The sequence below is a fragment of the Streptomyces ambofaciens ATCC 23877 genome (assembly GCF_001267885.1).
GTDB classification, from domain to species: Bacteria; Actinomycetota; Actinomycetes; order Streptomycetales; family Streptomycetaceae; genus Streptomyces; species Streptomyces ambofaciens.
On record NZ_CP012382.1, the window covers coordinates 1635313 to 1654569 of the forward strand.

The 19257-nt window shown below is 71.9% G+C and carries 19 protein-coding genes and 6 tRNA genes; 9 read left to right on the forward strand and 16 right to left on the reverse strand.

Annotated features, from left to right (window positions below; translation table 11 throughout):
* Positions 1-33: 33 nt before the first annotated feature.
* The 7 genes from SAM23877_RS07330 to SAM23877_RS07360 form a co-directional block, all read right to left on the reverse strand.
* Positions 34-2769 (reverse strand): exo-rhamnogalacturonan lyase family protein, encoded by a 2736-nt coding sequence (locus tag SAM23877_RS07330; protein ID WP_053128097.1) that lies wholly within the window; start codon positions 2767-2769, stop codon positions 34-36.
* A 111-nt stretch (positions 2770-2880) separates the two neighbouring features.
* Entirely contained in the window at positions 2881-3480 is a 600-nt protein-coding gene (locus tag SAM23877_RS07335) for a hypothetical protein (RefSeq protein WP_053128099.1), read from the reverse strand.
* A gap of 12 nt (positions 3481-3492) precedes the next feature.
* On the reverse strand, positions 3493-4383 hold the full coding sequence (locus SAM23877_RS07340; RefSeq protein ID WP_053128101.1) for a carbohydrate ABC transporter permease: 891 nt from the start codon (positions 4381-4383) through the stop codon (positions 3493-3495).
* Positions 4380-5381, reverse strand: a complete 1002-nt coding sequence (locus SAM23877_RS07345) for a carbohydrate ABC transporter permease (RefSeq protein WP_053128103.1) — start codon at positions 5379-5381, stop codon at positions 4380-4382. The genes SAM23877_RS07340 and SAM23877_RS07345 overlap by 4 nt, the downstream gene beginning before the upstream one ends.
* On the reverse strand, positions 5381-6670 hold the full coding sequence (locus SAM23877_RS07350; protein WP_053128105.1) for an ABC transporter substrate-binding protein: 1290 nt from the start codon (positions 6668-6670) through the stop codon (positions 5381-5383). Before SAM23877_RS07350 ends, SAM23877_RS07345 begins: the two co-directional genes overlap by 1 nt.
* A gap of 406 nt (positions 6671-7076) precedes the next feature.
* Positions 7077-7148: transfer RNA gene (locus SAM23877_RS07355), tRNA-Val, on the reverse strand.
* Between the two features lie 79 nt (positions 7149-7227).
* Complete coding sequence (locus SAM23877_RS07360) at positions 7228-7683, reverse strand: TIGR02611 family protein (RefSeq protein WP_053128107.1); 456 nt, start codon at positions 7681-7683, stop codon at positions 7228-7230.
* A 191-nt stretch (positions 7684-7874) separates the two neighbouring features.
* Between SAM23877_RS07360 and SAM23877_RS07365 the strand changes: the two genes are divergently transcribed.
* Positions 7875-8288 (forward strand): SsgA family sporulation/cell division regulator, encoded by a 414-nt coding sequence (locus SAM23877_RS07365; protein ID WP_004002642.1) that lies wholly within the window; start codon positions 7875-7877, stop codon positions 8286-8288.
* A gap of 536 nt (positions 8289-8824) precedes the next feature.
* Entirely contained in the window at positions 8825-9385 is a 561-nt protein-coding gene (locus SAM23877_RS07370) for a CGNR zinc finger domain-containing protein (RefSeq protein ID WP_053128109.1), read from the forward strand.
* Between the two features lie 94 nt (positions 9386-9479).
* On the opposite strand, the gene SAM23877_RS07375 is transcribed toward SAM23877_RS07370, so the two are convergent.
* Both SAM23877_RS07375 and SAM23877_RS07380 read right to left on the reverse strand, forming a co-directional pair.
* On the reverse strand, positions 9480-9659 hold the full coding sequence (locus SAM23877_RS07375; RefSeq protein ID WP_053128110.1) for a hypothetical protein: 180 nt from the start codon (positions 9657-9659) through the stop codon (positions 9480-9482).
* Between the two features lie 193 nt (positions 9660-9852).
* Positions 9853-10302 carry a hypothetical protein gene (locus tag SAM23877_RS07380; protein WP_053128112.1) on the reverse strand — a complete coding sequence of 150 codons (450 nt, stop codon included), beginning with the start codon at positions 10300-10302 and terminating at the stop codon, positions 9853-9855.
* Positions 10303-10493: 191 nt separating this feature from the next.
* On the opposite strand from SAM23877_RS07380, the gene SAM23877_RS07385 reads away from it, so the two are divergent.
* A complete protein-coding gene (locus tag SAM23877_RS07385) occupies positions 10494-11015 on the forward strand; it encodes a DsbA family protein (protein ID WP_174532198.1) in 522 nt (173 codons plus the stop codon).
* 41 nt (positions 11016-11056) lie between these two features.
* On the opposite strand, the gene SAM23877_RS07390 is transcribed toward SAM23877_RS07385, so the two are convergent.
* From SAM23877_RS07390 to SAM23877_RS07400, 3 genes are read right to left on the reverse strand one after another with little or no spacing between them, the layout of a single operon-like run.
* Positions 11057-11881, reverse strand: a complete 825-nt coding sequence (locus SAM23877_RS07390; RefSeq protein WP_053128116.1) for a GNAT family N-acetyltransferase — start codon at positions 11879-11881, stop codon at positions 11057-11059.
* 48 nt (positions 11882-11929) lie between these two features.
* Positions 11930-12751: an aminotransferase class IV gene (locus tag SAM23877_RS07395; protein WP_053128118.1), complete on the reverse strand. Its 822-nt coding sequence runs from the start codon at positions 12749-12751 to the stop codon at positions 11930-11932.
* Positions 12748-13800, reverse strand: a complete 1053-nt coding sequence (locus SAM23877_RS07400) for a chorismate-binding protein (RefSeq protein WP_053128120.1) — start codon at positions 13798-13800, stop codon at positions 12748-12750. Before SAM23877_RS07400 ends, SAM23877_RS07395 begins: the two co-directional genes overlap by 4 nt.
* Positions 13801-13977: 177 nt before the next feature.
* Here SAM23877_RS07400 and SAM23877_RS07405 point away from each other — a divergent pair.
* The 5 genes from SAM23877_RS07405 to SAM23877_RS07425 all read left to right on the forward strand — a co-directional run bounded on the left by SAM23877_RS07405 (position 13978) and on the right by SAM23877_RS07425 (position 14440).
* Positions 13978-14050, forward strand: a tRNA-Gly gene (locus tag SAM23877_RS07405).
* Positions 14051-14087: 37 nt separating this feature from the next.
* Positions 14088-14161: transfer RNA gene (locus tag SAM23877_RS07410), tRNA-Cys, on the forward strand.
* Position 14162: 1 nt separating this feature from the next.
* A tRNA-Val gene (locus SAM23877_RS07415) sits at positions 14163-14234 on the forward strand.
* A 49-nt stretch (positions 14235-14283) separates the two neighbouring features.
* Positions 14284-14355, forward strand: a tRNA-Val gene (locus SAM23877_RS07420).
* 13 nt (positions 14356-14368) lie between these two features.
* Positions 14369-14440 (forward strand) — tRNA-Val (locus SAM23877_RS07425).
* A gap of 56 nt (positions 14441-14496) precedes the next feature.
* Here the strand turns inward: SAM23877_RS07425 and SAM23877_RS07430 are convergent.
* From SAM23877_RS07430 to SAM23877_RS07440, 3 genes are all read right to left on the reverse strand, one after another.
* Complete coding sequence (locus SAM23877_RS07430; RefSeq protein WP_053128122.1) at positions 14497-14784, reverse strand: TFIIB-type zinc ribbon-containing protein; 288 nt, start codon at positions 14782-14784, stop codon at positions 14497-14499.
* Positions 14785-14900: 116 nt separating this feature from the next.
* The gene (locus tag SAM23877_RS07435; RefSeq protein ID WP_053128124.1) at positions 14901-15830 is read right to left on the reverse strand and encodes a phosphotransferase family protein; all 930 of its coding nucleotides are present in this window, start codon (positions 15828-15830) and stop codon (positions 14901-14903) included.
* A 153-nt stretch (positions 15831-15983) separates the two neighbouring features.
* Positions 15984-16166: a hypothetical protein gene (locus tag SAM23877_RS07440; RefSeq protein WP_053128126.1), complete on the reverse strand. Its 183-nt coding sequence runs from the start codon at positions 16164-16166 to the stop codon at positions 15984-15986.
* 589 nt (positions 16167-16755) lie between these two features.
* Between SAM23877_RS07440 and SAM23877_RS07445 the strand changes: the two genes are divergently transcribed.
* Positions 16756-18216 (forward strand): serine/threonine-protein kinase, encoded by a 1461-nt coding sequence (locus SAM23877_RS07445; RefSeq protein ID WP_053128128.1) that lies wholly within the window; start codon positions 16756-16758, stop codon positions 18214-18216.
* Between the two features lie 222 nt (positions 18217-18438).
* Here SAM23877_RS07445 and SAM23877_RS07450 read toward each other — a convergent pair whose 3' ends face one another.
* A complete protein-coding gene (locus tag SAM23877_RS07450) occupies positions 18439-19257 on the reverse strand; it encodes a TrmH family RNA methyltransferase (protein WP_053128130.1) in 819 nt (272 codons plus the stop codon).

A 19257-nucleotide genomic window follows, 5' to 3' on the forward strand; every position in this document is an offset into this window, starting at 1 on the left:
AGTGTGCCCGTGCCCGCGTCCGGCACGTGCGGACTACGGCATCCTGTCCCCCAGAAGTGCCAGGTTCTCGATGGCGGCGAGTCCGTAGAGCGCGGTGTCGTTGGTGGAGACCCAGGGCGCCTCGCTGCCCGGTACCAGCGCGGCGGGGCCGTTCAGCTTCTCGGTCCGCCAGGGTGCCGACTCCTTGTAGCCGTCGGAGTCGTAGAACTTCTGCCACGCGCGCGCGGCGAGCTTCTCGTCCCCGGTCCGCACGGCCGCGTAGGCGTCGAGACGCGAGTGCCCCTGGAAGAGGATGAGGCTGCCGAAGTTGCTGCCGTACCGGGCCGCCTGTTCGGTCTTGGTGGCGTTGAAGTAGCGGCAGTAGTCGTAGTACGCCTCGTGGAACTCCGGCATGTCGACGAGGTCGATCAGCTCGGCGCACAGCTCGTTCAGGCCGAAGACGGCCGACAGGTGGGACACCTCCACCTTCGGGGTGTCGGCCACGGCGAACCTGCCCGTGTCCAGGTCGTACAGGCCGCTGCCCTGGACGAAGCCGTTGGGCTGGGCGGCGATGGTCTCCATGGTGGACAGCACGCGCGCGCGTGCCTTCTCCCACTGGGGGCCCCTGCGCTCCCACTCGGTCAGCCACGCCGAGACCAGGCCGCTCCAGTCGGTGCCGAAGCCGATCGACAGGGCGTGCCGGTCGGGGGTGTAGGGCTCGGTGCGGATCTTGCGGAGCGGGTCGAGGGCGAGGAACGTCTCGTCGGAGTCGACGTTGGCCCGCATCAGGTCGCCGACGCGCTCGTCGGCGGTGAGGAAGTAGTAGAAGCGCCGGTAGGTGGTGTTGGCGATGCGCTGCTGCTTGGCGCTGTCCGCGTAGTGCTGGACACCGTGCCGGGTGCCGAGTCCGGCCCACTCCCCCAGGTGGTAGACGTCGACCTCGCCGGTGTGCCGGGTCATGGCCTCGGCGAAGCGGAAGATGTCGGCGCGGCCGGAGCGCAGGTAGGCGTACCAGAGCCAGAGGTCGGGCGAGAGTTCGGAGTTGTCCCACGCGTAGCCGCCGACGTCGTAGCGCCATTGGTGGCGGGTGGTGTCGTAGGTGTGCATGATGTCGCCGTAGTCCCAGAAGCCGTACCAACGGCGCTGCTCCACCTGGTCCTTGTAGTAGGTGAAGAGGAAGTCGAGGTGGTCCTCGATCTTCGCCTTGGCGGGGGTGGAGCGGTCGGGCTCGGCGTAGAGGCCGGGGCCGAAGACTCCGGCCCTGATGAGCTGCTCGGGCGGGGCGGCCAGTTGCGGCAGGACGCGCACGGCCTCGACCTGTTCGGCGAGCCGCTCGGCGCTCGGGGTGGCGGCGTTGGCCCAGAAGAGCAGCTCGGAGGTGCGGGCGATGCCGTACGGGGTGCCGAACCCGGGCTCGTAGTCCTCGTAGGTGATGTTGAGGCCCTCGATCTGCTCGGGGAAGGTGTCCTGGCCCAGGCCGTCGTGGTAGAAGCGCAGGTCCATGGGCTGGGCCTCGGGTGACCAGAGCCAGAGGGTGACCTCGGCCTCGTCGGTCTGTGCGTCGCGGATGTCGAGCTGGGCCGGGTACTTCTCCCAGAAGTCGCGCAGCCCGAAGGAGAGTCCGCCGCTCGTTCCACCGACGTAGCCGAAGCCCGAGGCGCGCCGGCCGCCGCCGGCGCCGATCCAGCCGTGGCCCTTCTTGGTGCGCTTGCGCAGCGTGAAGCCGTCGGCGGAGAGCTGGGAGAGGGTGTAGTCGCCCCATTCCGGGATGTACTTCAGGCGGGTGGTGACCCGCTGGTCCCAGGTGGCGGGGTCGGGGAGCTTCTCCCCCGCGTACTGAGCCGCCTGGACGGCCGCTCCGGGGTCGCGGCGCAGTCCGGTGATGCCCTTGACGGCCTCGCGCAGCAGACCGGTGCCCTCGCCGCCGATGCGGATGTGGCGGTCGTAGGACTCGTCGCGCATCGGGACGGTGAAGCGGACTCCGAGGCCCCGGACGAAGTCGCCGCTCGCCTTTCCGGGCTCCTGCTTCCCGTCGAACGTGACGGTGTGCACCATGCGGAAGGAGTCGGCGCCCGCGTAGAAGTAGAGGCGGATGGAGAAGGGGAGCCAGCCGCGGTTGCCCTTGCGGTGCTTGCCGTCGACGCGGACGACGGCGCGGACCGGGCCGGCCTGCTCGACCTCCACCTCGTCGACGGCGCCGTCGAAGCGCTCGTACTTCACCGTGCCCTGGTCGCCGTCCTCGATCTCGGGCTGGCGCAGCAGGACGAGGCGGCCGTTCTTCGCGATCTCGGTGGAGCCTCTGGTGACCGACCTGACGAGTGTCGATCCCGACGTGCCGATTCTCGCGGTGATGACGCCGGTCGATATGTCGATCGTTCCGCCGCGCCGGTCGACGGTGACCTTCTTCGCGGGAGCCGCGGGGGTGCCGGTGGTCAGGGTGAGCGCGCCGGTGCCGGAGCCCACGGCGTGCGCGGTCCACTTCAGGGAGCCGTCCGGCCAGTACGCCAGGGGCCAGGACTGCACGGGTACGGCCGCCCCGCCGGCGTCCGTGACGGCGAAGGCCTGGTCCTCCTGGCAGGTGCCCTTGGGCCAGGGGACGCCGACGGTGGAGCCGGGGGCGGCGCCCAGGCCGCCGTCCTCCAGCCAGGTCAGGGTGACGGGCCCGGCGTCGCCGGTCTCGGCGGCTGGAGCGGCCTGGGCGTTCCCCGCGCCCAGGGCCCAGCTGAACTGGGCGGCGGCTCCGGCGGCTGCGGCTGCCTTGAGGAGGGACCTGCGGGGGATGGGGGACATGGCCTTTCCTTCCGTTGCGTGCGGATGCCGGACGTGTCGCGTAGGGCATGTCAGGGGCATGACAGACAGAGGTGCGGCGCCGAAGCGCCGGACCCGGGGCGGACGCCGCCGTCAGCGGTTCCGGTGACGCTCCTCCACGGCGACGGCCGCCGCGGCGACGGCACCCACCACGGCGACCGCCAGTGGGGCGCTGAACCAGGCGGAGCAGACCACCACGGCCAGCCCGCCGACGATCAGGAAGGAGCCGGCGGGGTCGAGCACGGTGCGGCGGCCGGCCCCTGCGAGCAGCGACCGCCAGGAGGCGCCGGGTTGCCACGAAGCCGCCGCGCGCAGCCCCGCCACGGCCGCGCCGATCAGGGCGAGCACGCCGACGGCGCCCACCACGGGGCCGCCCGGCAGTCCGTCGCGCACGGCCCGTACGTCCGCCCACACCACCGCCAGGGCGGCCCAGCCGGCGACCCCCACGACCCACCCGCGGCGCAGCGCCGACCGGAAGTCGGCGGCGAACTCCCGCAGGCCGCCGCGCTCGTGGGCGAGCCGGCGCCCGAGGTGCCGCGACCCGGCCGCGAACGCAGCGGGGTAGGTGACCAGCGGCAGGGAGGCCACCGCGATCCACACGCCGGTGAGCAGGCACTCGGCGAACAGGGCGAACCTCTCGGCGAACCGCGACTCCTCCCGCTCGGTGCGGGCCCGCGCACGCGCCTCGGTCATGATCGGTTCACCTCAACCCTTCAGACCGGACGTCGCCATGCCGTCGATCAGATAGCGCTGGAAGGCCAGGAAGAAGGCGAGGACGGGCAGCAGCGCGACGAGCGACATGGCGATCATGCCGCCGTAGTTCGCCAGCCCTTCCTGGTCGACGAACATCTTCAGGCCGAGGGAGACGGTGTACTTGCCGGGCTCGTTGAGGTAGATCAGCGGGCCCATGAAGTCGTTCCACGCGTTGATGAAGGTGAAGATCGCGCTCGTGATCAGGGCCGGGCGGCACAGCGGAAGCACGATCGACCAGTAGATGCGGAGGTGCCCGCAGCCGTCGAGACGGGCCGCCTCGTCGAGCTCCCGCGGCAGGTTGCGCATGAACTGCACCATGAGGAAGACGAAGAACGCCTCCGTGGCCAGGTACTTCCCCAGCAGCAACGGGGTGTACGTGTTGATCATGTCCAGGTTGCGGAACAGCACGTACTGCGGGATCAGCAGCACGTGGTACGGCAGCAGCAGCGTGCCGATCATCAGCGTGAAGAGCAGGTTGCGGCCTGCGAACCTGATCTTCGCGAAGGCGTACGCCGTCAGCGAGCAGGACACCACGATCCCGATCACCGAGCCCACCGCGAGGAAGAGCGAGTTGAGGAAGAAGGTGGAGATCGAGATGTCGGCGATGCCGTCGGCCAGGCTCGTGTAGTTGGAGACGATCGGGTCGGCCGGGAAGAGGTCCAGGCTGCCGACGATGTCCCCGCTCTCCTTGAAGGAGCCGCCGACGACCCACACCACCGGGTAGAGGATCACCGCCAGGATCGCCAGGGACCCGATGTGCCAGGCGAGCGAGCCCGGCAGCCTGCGCCGCAGGGCGCCCTTCGCGGACGGGGCCGGCGTGACTTCGGTGGCCTGCGCGCTCATCGGCCGCCCTCCTCGTAGTGCACCCAGCGCTTCTGTGACCAGAACAGCACCGCGGTGACCAGGGCAACCGCGACCAGCAGCATCCAGGCCATGGCGGAGGCCAGGCCCATGCGGCTGTTCTCGAAGCCCTGGACGTACAGGTAGCAGGTGTAGACCATGGAACCGTCGGCCGGACCGCAGGCGTTGCCCCCGGCCCCGCCGCCGACGATGTAGGCGGAGCTGAAGATCTGGAAGGAGTGGATGGTCTCCAGCAGGACGTTGAAGAAGAGGACCGGGGAGATCATCGGCAGCGTGATGTTCCAGAACTGCCGCAGCCTGCTCGCCCCGTCGACGTCGGCCGCCTCGTACAGTTCGCGCGGGACCTGCTTCAGGCCGGCCAGGAAGATGACCATCGGGGCGCCGAACTGCCAGACGGTGAGGGCCACGAGACTGTAGATGATCAGATCCGGGTCACCGGTCCAGCCACCGGCGTCGATCCCGAAGAACTGCTGGGTGCGGTCGACGGCCGCGTCGTCCGAGAAGATCGCCTTCCACACGACGGCGACGGAGACGCTCGCGCCGATCAGCGACGGCGCGTAGAAGGCGGCCCGGTAGAAGGCCTGGCCCCGCCGCTTCTGCGCCAGCAGCAGCGCCACGCCCAGTGCGGCGATCAGCTTGATCGGCGTGCCGACGACGACGTACCAGAGGGTGACCTGCACCGAGTGACGCCAGCGCGGGTCGCCGAACATCTCGGAGAAGTTGTCCAGGCCGATCCACTTCGGGGCGTCGAACAGGTTGTAGTCGGTGAACGCGAAGTAGAGCGAGGCGACCATCGGTCCCGCCGTCAGCAGCAGGAACCCGGCGATCCAGGGGGACATGAAGAGGTAGCCGGCCAGGTTCTCCCGGCGGCCCCGCCGCTTCAGCTCGGCGGAGCGCGGGGACTTCACCGGGCCGTGCCGCGGGCTGGAGCCCTCGGCCAGGCCCTCCCTCACGGGGGCGTGTGTCACGGCGCTTCCCATCAGCCGACGAGAGCCGTCTTCGACTCGGTGAAGAACTGCTTCACGGCGTCCTCGACGGACCGCTCGCCGAGCGCCATCTCCTCGGCGATGCGCAGGAACGCGGCCTCGCAGATGTCGGCGCCGTTCGGGTGCGGGGTGATCTCCTCCAGGACACCCGCGTCGACGAGGGACTGCTCGTAGGCGGCGATCGCCTTGTTGACCGGGTCGGCCGGGCGGTAGGCGTCGTACTGGGCCTGCGTCGTCGGCACGCCGCGGTCGTAACCCATGATCTCGGCGACCTCGGGGTCGTGGACCATGAAGTCGATGAACTGGGCGACTTCCTTGGGATGCCGGGTGCGCTTGTAGGCGCTGAGCATCAGCGAACCGAGGTACTGGCCGGTCCGCTTGCCGTCCGTGGTGGGGATCGGCGCGAGACCGTACTCGCTCTTGCCCTCGGAGGTGTAGCGGACGGTGAAGTTGTCCCAGGTGTACTCGCTGCCGGCGAGTTCGGCGGAGAGCGCCGACTTGGGCTTGATCTGGGCGACCTTCTTCGGGTCTGCGAAGAGACCGGACTTCACGTCCCTCTCCGCCTTGCTCCACCACGCGGTCAGGTCCGCCTCGGAGAAGCCGAGGCCGTCCTCGGTGAAGAAGGCCTTGCCGTTCTGACGCAGGTACAGGTCGTAGAGGTACATCACGCCGTACATGCCGCTGTCGCCCGCACGCCCCGTCCGGTCCCGGACCCTGGTCATCGCCTCGTGGAAGTCGTCCCACGTCCAGCCCTGTTCGGGCTTGATCCCGGCGCGGGTGTAGACGGGCTTGTCGATGACGAGGGCCATCGAGTTCGAACCGACGGGCACACCGAGGAGTTTGCCGTCGATCTCCCCGAACTTCTCCAGGCCCGCGCGGAAGCCGTCCATGGAGAGGTTGCCCGCCTCGACCTGTGCGCCCAGGTCGAGCAGAACGTTCTTCGCGTCGTATTTGCGCAGGAATCCGATGGCATTCTGGAAGACGTCCGGTGGATTTCCGCCGGAGGCCTGGGTGTTGAACTTCTTCCAGAAGTCCGTGTACGGCTGGAAGTCGGTCTTGACCTTGATCTTCGGGTATTTCTTCTCGAAGAGGGCGATGGTCTTGTTGATGCGTTGCGCCCGGTCCTCCGCACCCCACCAGGAGTAACGGATCGTCACTGTTCCGTCTCCCGACCCACTGTCGCCGCCGCACGCGGTGGCCGTGGCCCCCAGCCCCGCGACGGCCAGCGAGGCCCCCGCCGCCTTGAGGACCGTCCGCCTCTCCACCTTGCTGCCCTGCTGCATATGAGCCTCCCCGCGACGTGGCGTCCGCCCCATGAATCGTTTCAAGTAAGCGCTTGCTGGCACAAGGTACGAAGGTCCCGGGGGCCCGTCAATGAGTCGGACGGGATTGATGTGCACGGGACGCCGACCGCGAGAGAGCCCCAGGTCCCGCCCGCTCCCGGACGGAGGGGCCGATTCCGCAGGTCGGCGCGGCGTGGCCGAGGAGCCGAACACCGGCGAGCCCGCCGGAGCGGGCGACGCGGAAGGTCACGGTTGGGTGAAGCCGGGCGGAAAGCGGAACGGATGCACGGCCGCCCCGGCCGCCCGGGCGTACCCGTCCCGTGGGCAAGGACGACTCCTCCGGCGGCGCGTCGCACGACGAAGCGGCCCGGCTCACGATCGTGAGCCGGGCCGCCTGATGATCCGGTGGGCGATACTGGGTTCGAACCAGTGACCTCTTCGGTGTGAACGAAGCGCTCTCCCACTGAGCTAATCGCCCGGACGCAGGAAGAACATTACCCCATGTCAGGGGGTGCCCGTGACCAGCGGGGGCCGGGTCGCCGCACCCCCGCCGCCCCTCACTGGTCCTTGATCTTCCAGGGCATCTGCAGGCCGAACTTGTACAGGTAGATCCCGGCCAGCACGGCCACGATCACCAGGCCGATCGAGGTCAGGATGATGTTCCGGCGCCGCACCCTGGGATCGAGGGCGCGCTGCGCCGCCTCGGTGACCTTGCGCTTGGTCCAGCGCAGGACGAGCTGGGCCCAGACGAACTCGGTCGCCCAGATGGCCATGCCCCCGAAGATCACGACCCAGCCCGGGCCGGGCAGCGGCAGCATGATGATGCCGGCCACCACGACCGCGAGCCCGACGATGAAGACGCCGACCTGCCAGCTCAGGTGCAGGGCGCGGCGCGCCTTGATGAAGTCCGGCGCCCGCGAACCGAGGGCCCGCGCGGCCGCGGCCTCGTCGTCCGTCCCCGTACGGTCCTCCGCCACGGCTGCCTCGCCGGGCTTGTTACTCCCCGTGTTCATACAGCCAAACACTACCGGAGCGAAACCTGTCACCGGAATGGGCGCAGGACCCGAACGACCGCTCGGCCGGAAGAGTTACGTAAACACCCGCAAAACGCTCAGAGGGGTTTACAACGGCACCGTAGGTGGCATGTCGATTTCGCCGACGTGCGAATCCCCGAGCGCACACTGAGCGAAAGGCCCTGGCGCTTATGAACACCACGGTCAGCTGCGAGCTGCACCTGCGCCTCGTTGTGTCGAGCGAGTCCTCCCTGCCTGTCCCCGCAGGCCTGCGGTACGACACGGCCGACCCCTACGCCGTGCACGCCACCTTCCACACCGGAGCCGAGGAGACCGTCGAGTGGGTGTTCGCCCGCGACCTCCTCGCCGAAGGTCTCCACCGTCCCACCGGCACCGGCGACGTCCGTGTCTGGCCGTCGCGCAGTCATGGCCAGGGCGTCGTGTGCATCGCTCTGAGCTCCCCTGAGGGCGAGGCACTGCTGGAGGCCCCGGCGCGGGCCCTGGAGTCCTTCCTGAAGCGCACAGACGCCGCCGTGCCGCCCGGCACGGAACACCGGCACTTCGACCTCGATCAGGAGCTCTCGCACATCCTGGCGGAAAGCTAGGGCGAGGCCCCGTGAAGCCGCCCGTCGCCGTCGACTCGGGGTGACGGCACGGGCCCGGACAACCGCATACGGCACACACGGCGTCGTCGCCGCGGATCTCCGCGGAGGCGGCGTCGGCGTGTCCCGGATCCACGGGACCTCGCGAAGGCGCCCTGTCGCCGGTCCTGCTCCCTCGCACGCCGTCCGGGGCCCCCGCCGCCGTCGGCCTCTCTTCTCCGGCCCTGGACGCCCCTGCGGCCCGGCCCGGCCCCACCGCCCCGCCGGCTGCTCCCGCCCCCGGCGCCGTTGAGCTTCCGACACCCATGGCACGTCCGACGCCGCCGACGCCCCTGACGCCGCCGTGCGGTCTCGCGGTCTCGCGGTCTCCGGCCGGGAACGAAGACCGGGCGGCCGCCGTTGTACGGGCGACCGGCGGACCGGCGCCGGGCCGGCCGGCGGCAGAGGCCGTAATCGGAGCCGGTTCCCCCGCCGCGCAAGCCACTACCATCGGCCAGCATCGGCGGGCGCCCGCCCGACCCCAGGCCAGGGAGCGAAATGTGCTGATCACCCACGACACCCGGTGTGCCCTCGACACCGTGGTGGATCTGGTGAACACCGTGCCGGAGGACGATACGGCGCCCGACGGGCTGCCGGATGTCGCGGCCCTCCAGGAATTTGTGGGAACGCACGAAATCAGCGACGTCGGAGTGCTCTCCGCACTCGACCTCTCGGCGGTGCGCAAGATCCGCGGCCGGTTCGCCGCGGTCTTCGCGGCGCCCGAGGCCCGCACCGCGGCGGGGCTGATCAACGATCTGGTCGCCGCCGCCGGAACCACGCCCCGGCTCACCGACCACGACGGCTACGACTGGCACATCCACTACTTCGCACCCGGCGCCTCCGTCGCGGACCACCTGGCCGCCGACTGCGGAATGGCGCTGGCCTTCTTCGTGGTCGCCGGGGAGCAGGAGCGGCTGCGGCGGTGCGAGGCCCCCGACTGCCGGCGTGCCTTCGTCGACCTCTCGCGCAACCGCTCCCGGCGGTACTGCGACAGCCGTACGTGCGGAAACCGGTTGCACGTGGCCGCGTACCGGGCACGGCGCAAGGAGGCCGCGGGCTGACGTCGCCCCCGCACGCCCCCGGACGCCGGGACCGGGTGGTGCCCGGACGGCGACGCGATCCCCGGCGGGTGGCGCCGGGGAACGCGGGTACGGCTCACAGCAACAGCAGATCGTGCAACGCAGCCATGAGCAGCAGACACCCGATCACCGCAAGGAAGATCATGAGCGGTGGCTGGGAAAGGGCGAAGAGGCAGCCGCGCGGTTCACTCCGTGTGGGCGCGGTTTCGCTCTGTCTCGTGTCCAGCTGGGGATCCAGCTGAGTGGTGTCCGGCATCTCGCCGCGATGATGACGCAGTGTGCGGGGCCCACGCGATCAACACGCCAGCACGGACCGGGAGTTCGTTGAATCCGCAAGGTCCGGGTCGGAACGTGATCATTCCGGAGCACGCCTTGACGGCCTCGGACCGCTGGGTCGTTTCAGTGGCGGCGGAGAGGGGCGTCAGATGCCGTGCTTCTGCTGACGGGCGTCAGATGCCGTGCTTCTTCAGGATGGCTTCGATGTCGCTGAAGTCCTCGTCACCCCGGGGCGCGGCCGTCGGCTTGGCGGCGGGCCGGGTGGCCTGGCGGTCACCGGGGCCGAGGGACGGTGCCGAGGCCGCCGGGGCCACCGCGTCGCGCCGCGCCGCGGCCCGGGCCTCCTTGCGCTCCTTGCGTGTGCCACCGCGGCGGCGCTCCACGGCGCGCGTAGTCATGAAGAGCGCCCAGGAGACGCCCAGCACCGCGAAGCCCGCCCAGGCCACCGGACTGAAGGCCGTGTCGGCCAGCCACTCGACGACGCCGGTCATCACCAGGCCGATCGGGACGAGCGAGTAGGCGGCGATGCGGGCCGCGGTGAGGAAACGCCTGCGGTACGCGGTGACCGCCGCGATGCCCAGGCCCGCCGCGGACACCGCGGAGCAGACGGTCTCGGCAATCATCCGGTCCTCCAGGCTGGGCTCGCTCGGGCTTGAGTACGTCGTCCCTTCCATCCTGCACCGTCCGGACGCCGTCGGGCCATGCCGCCGCCGGAGATCAGGGAGATCTCGGGGTCGGCGCTCCTCCCCAGGTGCCGGTGAGCGGCGTACGACGGTGGTCGGGGCGCCGTCCCCCGGGCTGGGAGAATGGGGGCATGAGCGACCTCTCCCCCGACCGTCCCGCCGCGCCCGTCCTCGACGTCTGGTGCGAGCTCCAGTGCGCGGACTGCCGCACCGCGCTGGAGGACCTCCGCGCCCTGCGCGCCCGCTACGGCGACCGCCTGGAGCTGCGGCTGCGGCACTTCCCCCTGGAGAAGCACAAGCACTCCTTCGCCGCCGCGCAGGCCGCCGAGGAGGCCGTGGTCCAGGGGCAGGGGTGGCCGTACGCCGAGGCCGTGCTGGGCCGGATCACCGAGCTGGACCGCAAGGGCGAGCCCTTCCTGGTCGAGGTCGCCCGGGAACTGGGACTGGACGCGGAGGAGTTCGACACGGCGCTCATCGACGGCCGGCACATCCTGATCGTCGACGCCGATCAGGCCGAGGGCAAGGCGATCGGCGTGACCGGTACCCCCACGTACGTGATCGGCGGCGAGCGCCTCGACGGCGGCAGGAGCCAGGAGGGGCTGCGCGAGCGCGTCGAGGAGATCGCGGACCGGCTGCTGGCCGAACAGGGCTGATCCGGGGCCCTGACGCCCGGGTGTCAGGGCCCGCGCCGGCGCTAGAGCAGGGGCTTGTAGAAGCTGTACCGCGTGGTCGTGTAGCCGAGCGACTCGTACAGCCGCTCGGCCGGGGTGTTCCCGGCGAAGACGTTGAGACCGATCAGCGGCCGCCCGGCGGCGATCGCCTGCGCCTCGGCCAGCAGCATCAGCGTACGGCCGTGTCCCCGGCCCCGATGGGCCGCGTCGGCCTCGACGTCGAACACGTAGGCCCGGTCCTCGCGCAGCGCCAGCCACAGGACGCCGACCCGCACACCCTCCTGCTCCAACACGCTGAACAGCATGTTCTCGGTGTCGAGCCCTCGCGGCAGGAGCAGCTCGTGATCGCGGCGCGCCTTGGCGTGCGCCTCGGCCTCGGGGACCCCCCGCTCGATCCAGGTACGGGCGTACTCCTGCGACTCGTAGGCGTGCCAGGTCTCGAACTCGTCCCGGGTCATGGGCCGCGCGGCGCTGCCCGCGGGCAGGGCGGGCGGGGCGTCGCCGAGGGGCTTGGTCATGCCGCGGTTGCGCAGGACGTAGCCGAGGGTTCGTGCCAGGCCCAGTCCGGCCTCGGCGTCACCGGCGACGCTCGCCTCGATCCGCCGGCAGCCCCAGCCCCGCGCGACCTCCTCGGCCGCGAGCGCGGCGACCGTGCCCCGGCCTCGCCTGCGGTCCGGTTCGTCGATGCGCAGTTCGTCGATCACGGCGACCGAGTCGCCGAAGGCGTGCGAGGTGGCGAGGCGTATCGCGCCGACGGGACGGCTGTTCACGCAGACCTGGTAGCGGCGTGAACGCGTCCCGTCGGCGGCGCGCTGAAGCGGCTCGGTCGGCCGCAGGGTCGTGGTCATCACGGGTGTTCTACCCGCCGGGGACCCGGAGGGCAGCCGAATATCCGCTCACGGGTCCAGGTCGTCCCCGGACCGCTCCTCGAAGATCCGCATGGCCTTCGCGGTCACCGGCCCCGGGGCGCCCGGCAGTTCGCGGTCGTCCACGCGGTGCACGGCCTGGACGTCCCGCAGCGTGGAGGTCAGGAAGATCTCGTCGGCGCGCTCCAGGACCTCCAGCGGGAGGTCGGTCTCGCGGGCGCCGGTCCACTCCACGGCGAGGGCGCGGGTGATGCCGGCGAGGCAGCCGGAGGCAACGGGCGGGGTGTGGATCTCGCCGTCGAGGACCACGAAGACGTTCGACCCGGTGCCCTCGCAGAGCTGCCCGACCGTGTTGCCGAACAGTGCCTCCGAGGCGCCCCGTTCGCGGGCGCGGGCGAGGGCGACGACGTTCTCGGCGTAGGAGGTGGTCTTCAGCCCGGTGAGCGCGCCGCGCTCGTTGCGGGTCCAGGGGACCGTGACGACGGCCGTGGAATCGGGGCGGCGGCCGGTCTCGCCGAGGGCGACGACGAGGGTCGGGCCGTGTTCGCCGCGGTCGGAGCCGAGCGGACCGTGGCCGCCGGTGTAGGTGACGCGCAGTCGGCCCAGCGGCATCGGGTTGGCCTCGATGACGGCCGCGCAGGCGCGACGGACCTCGTCGAGGTCGGGATCGGGCAGCCCCAGGCCGCGTGCCGAACGGGTCAGCCGGTCGAGATGCCGGGTCAGCGCGAACGGCCTGCCGTCCACCGTCTTCACCGTCTCGAAGATGCCGTCGCCCACGGTCAGCCCGTGGTCGAAGACGGAGACGCGGGCGGAATCGGTGTCCTGCAACCCGCCGTCGAGCCAGATCTTCACGTCTGTACCGCCTCTCCGCTTTCGGTCACCTCGTACACCCCCGACGCTACCGCGAGCAGCCGGGACGCCTTCAGTTCCGTCTCCCGCCACTCCCCCTCGGGGTCGGACCCCCAGGTGATGCCGGCGCCGGTGCCGAAGCGCAGCAGCCCCGCGGGCCGGTCGATCCAGAAGGTGCGGATGCCGACGGCCAGCTCCCCGGTGCCCCGGTCGGCGTCGACCCAGCCGATGCCCCCGCAGTACGGGCCCCGGGGCGCGTTCTCCAGCGCGTCGATGATCCGCAGGGCGCTCGACTTGGGCGCGCCGGTCACGGACCCGGGCGGAAAGGCCGCGTCGAGCAGCTCCGGCCAGCCGGCGCCCGCGCGCAGCTCGCCGCGCACCGTCGACACCAGGTGCACGAGTCCCGGGTGCTTCTCCACCGCGCACAGGTCGGGCACCGTCACACTGCCGGTGGCGCAGACCCGCCCGATGTCGTTGCGGACCAGGTCCACGATCATCACGTTCTCGGCGTAGTCCTTCTCCAGCAGGTCGGCCTCGGTCCGTCCGGTTCCCTTGATCGGCCCGGACTCGACGACCCGGCCGTCGCGGCGCAGGAACAGCTCGGGGGACGCGGTGGCGATCTCGACGCCGTGCCCCGGCAGCCGGATAGTTCCGGCGTACGGCGCCGGGTTGCCGCGGGCCAGCAGGGCGGTGAGGGCGTCCACGTCGGCGCCGGGGGCGACGGGCGCCGAGAGCACCCGGCAGAGGTTGGCCTGGTAGACCTCACCGGCGGCGATGTGCGCGCGTATCCGCCGCACGGCCGCGGTGTACGCGGCGCGGTCGAGGGAGGACGCCCAGTCACCGACCGCCGGCCCCCGCCATCCGCCCGGTACCGGGGCCGGCACCGCTTCCGTCCGTACGTCCGCGAAGCGGGCGCAGGTCAGACGGCCCTCGAAGTCCGCGCAGACGGCCCAGAAGCCCTCGGACTCCAGGGCCGCGGGATCGCTCGTGACGTCGAGGAGACCGGTGGCGAGGCGGTCGCCGAAGCGGGCGAGGGGAGGCAGGTCGAGCACGTGACCGAGTCTAGGCGGGTGTCCCCGAGGTGACCCGAACGTGTCCTTCCAGGTGCCCTGACCAGGTCCGCGAGCGGACGCACCGCAGCACGCTGCACAAACGCGTTTTTGTGCTGGCCCCGGAATCCGCTAGAGTTCATCACGTCGCCGGGACGCGCAAGCGCACCGAACCGACAGGCGGACGTAGCTCAGTTGGTAGAGCGCAACCTTGCCAAGGTTGAGGTCGCGAGTTCGAACCTCGTCGTCCGCTCGCAGGAACGGGGGCCTCCCGGGCCCCCCGCACTCCTGGTGGAGTGGCCGAGAGGCGAGGCAACGGCCTGCAAAGCCGTCTACACGGGTTCAAATCCCGTCTCCACCTCCAAGGACGATTAGCTCAGCGGGAGAGCGCTTCCCTGACACGGAAGAGGTCACTGGTTCAATCCCAGTATCGTCCACTGGATCTTCGAGTCCTCGATCCACGGATCATGGATCTCCGGGTCCCTCGCGCGATTAGCTCAGCGGGAGAGCGCTTCCCTGACACGGAAGAGGTCACTGGTTCAATCCCAGTATCGCGCACGCAGCACTCCCAGGACGATTAGCTCAGCGGGAGAGCGCTTCCCTGACACGGAAGAGGTCACTGGTTCAATCCCAGTATCGTCCACACCCACCGAAGCCCCCGGCCGTCGTGTACGGCCGGGGGCTTCGTCGTGTCCGGGTTCAGCTGGAGAAGAGCATGCGGCCGAAGCTCTTCTGCCGGTGGTGACCGTGGTGGCCGTGGTGGCCGACCTGCGGGGCGCCCCAGGCGGGAGCCGGAGCGGCCGGGTAGGCCTGCGGGGCCGCGGGCGGGGGCGGCGGAGCGGGCTGGGACCACTGCGCCTCGAGGCGGGTCAGCGACTCCAGCTCGCCGTAGTCGAGGAAGATGCCTCGGCAGCCGCTGCACTGCTCGATCTGAACGCCATTGCGGTTGTAGGTGTGCATCGGTGCGTGGCACTTGGGGCACTGCATGGTCGGCTCAACTCCTCGCCGGTCGGTCCTGATTCGCGTATCGCCAGGACAGACTCTGTCCGGCCGCGGGTCGGTTGCACCCTACTTCGCGCAACTTCGCCTCAGCCGCGGGGGGCTCAAGGGCGGACCGAGGGCATCCGCGCGCAGGCGTCGATCAGTGACCGCTCCACCTCGTCCGGGGCGCGGCCCGCCGCCACCGCCTTGGTGAGGGCCCGGGCGGCGGTCTGGACGGTGAGGGCACGCGCCGGTACGTCGAGCGCGGTCCAGGGGTCCGCGTGGGACGGGACGGCCGGGCCGCCGGCCGAGCGGTACGCGGTCAGGAAGCGGTGCCAGTCGTCCGGCGGCAGCAGTCCGCACGCGTACCAGGCCGCCGGCCGGGCCAGGTCCCACGCGGGGACGCCGGTGCCGAGGTCGTCGACGTCTATGAGCAGCCAGGGGCCTTCGGGGGCGGGGTGGCGTACGAGCTGGCCGAGGTGCAGGTCACCGTGGCAGAGGGTGGTCGCGTCCGGCATCGCGGCCTCCCCGCGGGCCCACGCGGGGAGGCCGGCCCAGGCGTCCAGCACGGGGGCGGTGGCGGGGTGGCCGGGGGCGGTGGCGCGGAGCCGGGCGACCGCCTGGGCCGCCTTGGCCGGGCCGCGCATCGGCGGCACGGCGGCGGGGGCCGGGGACCGGTGGAGGCGGGCGAGGAGGGTGGCCGCGGCCTCCCACGGCGCCGCGTCCGGGTCCTGCGGGTCGACGGGGGTGCCGTACGGCCAGTAGGTGACGAGCCGCTCGTGCAGGGTGACGGGCGTCGGACCGAGCGGGGGCAGGAGGATGCCGGGGAGACGGGCGGCGACGGTGACACGGCGGGCCAGCTCGACGGGGTCGGTGTCCGCCGCGTGGGCCTTGGCGACGGTGCCCGCGTGCCGGACGACGGTGGCGTCGGGGCGGTCCGCGAGCGTGGTCTCGGCGCGGGGTGCCGTGCCGCAGGGGCAGGCCGCGGTGCGGGCGTGGGCCGCGTCCCGGAGACGGGCGGTCAGGGAGGGGAGGAGGGCGTCCGTTGTCACGGGGTGAGGGTACGCAGGGGCCGGGGAAGAGCAATGCCGGCGCAGCTCCCCAGCTGCGCCGGCATTTTGCCGTCCGCCGCACCCCCGTCCCCACGGGGTTTCATGGATGGATGTCCCCGCCCGGACCGCTCTTCCGGGCCTGGGGGTCGCCTCTCAGCGCCCCAGCATCACACCCACGGACGACGCTTGTGTGGCCACTGTCTCCCACCCGTCGAAGACGAGGAGGAGCAGAGCCGCCAGGGGCAGGGCCATGAGCGTCGCCACCACCGGGTGACGCCGCGCCTGACGGCGGTCCTGCCGCGTGCGGACCAGCGTCCGCGGTGCCGTCTGGGCCATGGTCCCTCTCCTGACCGTTCGGTTGTCCTCTGACAGCGGCGGGCGTCCGACCTCGGGGGACGAGTGCTGCACCCGCCGCTTGACCTCAAATCTAGGTGCCCGGCGGTCCCCGGACGTCATGCCCTCGTACCGATTGCCGGGCCTCCCGGAGGATGAGCCGCCACCTGGGGCGTACTCCCCTGGGTGGAGACCGGGTACCCGGTCTCGGGGTCTTCCCGGAAGGGGCGCCGCCCGTGACCCGCTATCCGCGCGCCGTCCCGTGACATCGCTCACTTCCGCCGCGCTCCGGCGTGCCCCGGTCCCCGCTCGGCGCACGTCCCCGCCCACCGCCGCGCCGCCGCCGGGGGGCGTCTGCCCGATACCCCTCTCCCCCTCCGCGCGCACACGCTCCCCCGGTCCAATCCCCCGCCCTCGTCGGGCGGTTGGGATCACCGGCGGGCCGGGGCCGGCTCGCTCACCTGTTCCCTGACCGTCCCTCAACTCTCCCACCCCGCACTGACAATCCGTTGCCCGGATGGGGCGCGGCCTCTGCGCGCGGGCGGCCGTGGAAACGTAAGCTGGGGCTCGTCACAGGGACCGGGCAGCGGGGATGAACATGGCGATGATGCGCCTGAGGCGCGAGGACCCGCGCGTCGTCGGCTCGTTCAGGCTTCACAGACGGCTCGGCGCGGGTGGAATGGGCGTGGTCTACCTGGGCTCCGACAAGAAGGGGCAGCGGGTCGCGCTGAAGGTCATCCGGCCGGACCTGGCCGAGGACCAGGAGTTCCGCTCGCGATTCGCCCGGGAGGTGTCGGCGGCCCGGCGCATCCGCGGGGGCTGCACCGCGCGGCTGGTCGCCGCGGACCTGGAGGCGGACCGTCCCTGGTTCGCCACGCAGTACGTGCCCGGCCCCTCCCTGCACGACAAGGTCGTCGACGGGGGGCCGCTCGGAGCGGCGGACGTCGCCGCCGTGGGCGCCGCCCTGTCCGAGGGACTGGTCGCCGTGCACGAGGCGGGCGTGGTGCACCGGGACCTGAAGCCGTCCAACATCCTGCTGTCCCCCAAGGGGCCGCGGATCATCGACTTCGGCATCGCGTGGGCGACGGGCGCCTCGACGCTCACGCACGTCGGCACCGCCGTCGGCTCACCCGGGTTCCTCGCGCCCGAGCAGGTGCGCGGAGCGGCGGTCACCCCGGCCACGGACGTGTTCTCGCTCGGCGCGACGCTGGCCTACGCCTCGATGGGCGACTCACCGTTCGGGCACGGCAGTTCCGAGGTGATGCTGTACCGCGTGGTGCACGAGGAGGCGCAGCTCCACGGCGTCCCGGACGCCCTCGCTCCGCTGGTACGGGCGTGCCTGGCCAAGGACCCCGAGGAACGCCCCAGCACGCTGCAACTGTCCCTGCGGCTCAAGGAGATCGCCGCCCGGGAGGCCCAGGGCCTGGCCGACGTACGGCCGCCCGCGCCGCGCAGCCCGGAGGCCGACCTTCCCACGGGACGGCTCGCCGACACCTATCCGGAGCGTGCTCAGCGGCGTCCGCAGAGCCGGCCGGGCGCGCAGGGCACGCCCGTCCCACGGAGCACGCCGGGATCCCGTGGGCCGACGCCCGCACGCGGCGCCGACCCGTCGCGCGGCGGCGGTCCCTCGCGCGGTGCCGATCCCTCGCGCGGTGGCACGCCGTCGCGGGGCGGCAGTGGCTCGCGCGGCGGTGGCAACGGCCCGGGCGCCCGCTCCGGGTCACGGCCCACACCCGCCTCCCGCGGCAACACCGGCCGGAACACCTCCCGCCACAACAGCGGGGGCCGGCCCACGCCGCGCGGAGGCCCCGGCCGTACGGCGCCGAGGACGACCGGGACCCGCTGGCGGCGGCCGGCCAATCCGCGGTTGCTGCGGCAGCGTCTGTTCGTGTTCGTGGTCGTCACCCTGCTGGTCGCGTTGGGCATCGCCGCCGCGCAGGGCTGCCAGGGGCCGTCCAGGGGACTGGGCGAGGAACGGGGCGGTGTGCGGGCGCAGCAGGAGCAGGTCGACGGGCGCGGCGACACGCCGGGGCGGCACGCGGTCGGACTGTAGAGGCCGGACCGTGGTCCCCCGGGCCCCGCGCAGGCGGACTGTCGACGGCCAGGCCCCCGGCAACCGGGTCCCGGGCAGCGCAGCCGCAGACCGCGGGGCCGCGGACAGCAGGGCCGGGACAGCGTCGCCGCAGACGGCCGGTCCGCGACAGCCGGACCACGGACCGCCGGGCCACGGACCCTCCGGACCACGGACGCTTCGGCCGCAGGTGCCCGGCGGGCCTCATGCCGAGGGTCGGCCCGCCGTCACCGCGTAGAAGGCGACCGCTGCCGCCGCACCCACGTTCAGGGAGTCGACGCCGTGGGACATGGGGATGCGGACCCACTCGTCGGACGCCGCCAGGGCCCGCCGGGAGAGTCCGTCGCCCTCGGCGCCCAGCATGAGCGCCACCCGGTCCATCCGGTGCGGGGCGACCTCGTCGAGGGCCTTGGCCCGCTCGTCGGGAGTGAGGGCGAGGAGCGCGAAGCCCGCCTCGCGGACCGCCTCCAGTCCGGCCGGCCAGGTGTCCAGGCGGGCGTAGGGAACCGAGAAGACCGCGCCCATGGAGACCTTCACGCTGCGCCGGTACAGGGGGTCGGCGCAGTCCGGTGAGAGCAGCACCGCGTCCAGCCCGAGGGCGGCGGCGGAACGGAAGATCGCGCCGATGTTGGTGTGGTCGTTGACGGACTCCATGACGACGACGCGGCGGGCGGTCGTCAGGAGGTCGGCCGCCGCCGGCAGCGGCTTGCGCCGCATCGAGGCGAGGGCGCCGCGGTGCACGTGGTAGCCGGTGACCCGCTCGGCGAGCGCCGGGTCGACGACGTACACCGGGGCGGGGGCCTCGTCGATGATGTCGCGCATCGTGTCGACCCACTTGGCGGAGAGCAGCATCGACCGCATCGCGTAGCCCGCTTCGCCGGCCCGCCGGATGACCTTCTCGCCCTCGGCGATGAACAGGCCCTCCGCGGGTTCGCGGCGGCGGCGCAGCTCGACGTCGGTCAGGCCGGTGTAGTCGTGCAGACGCGGGTCGTCGGGCTCGTCGATCGTGAGGAGTTCGCCCAT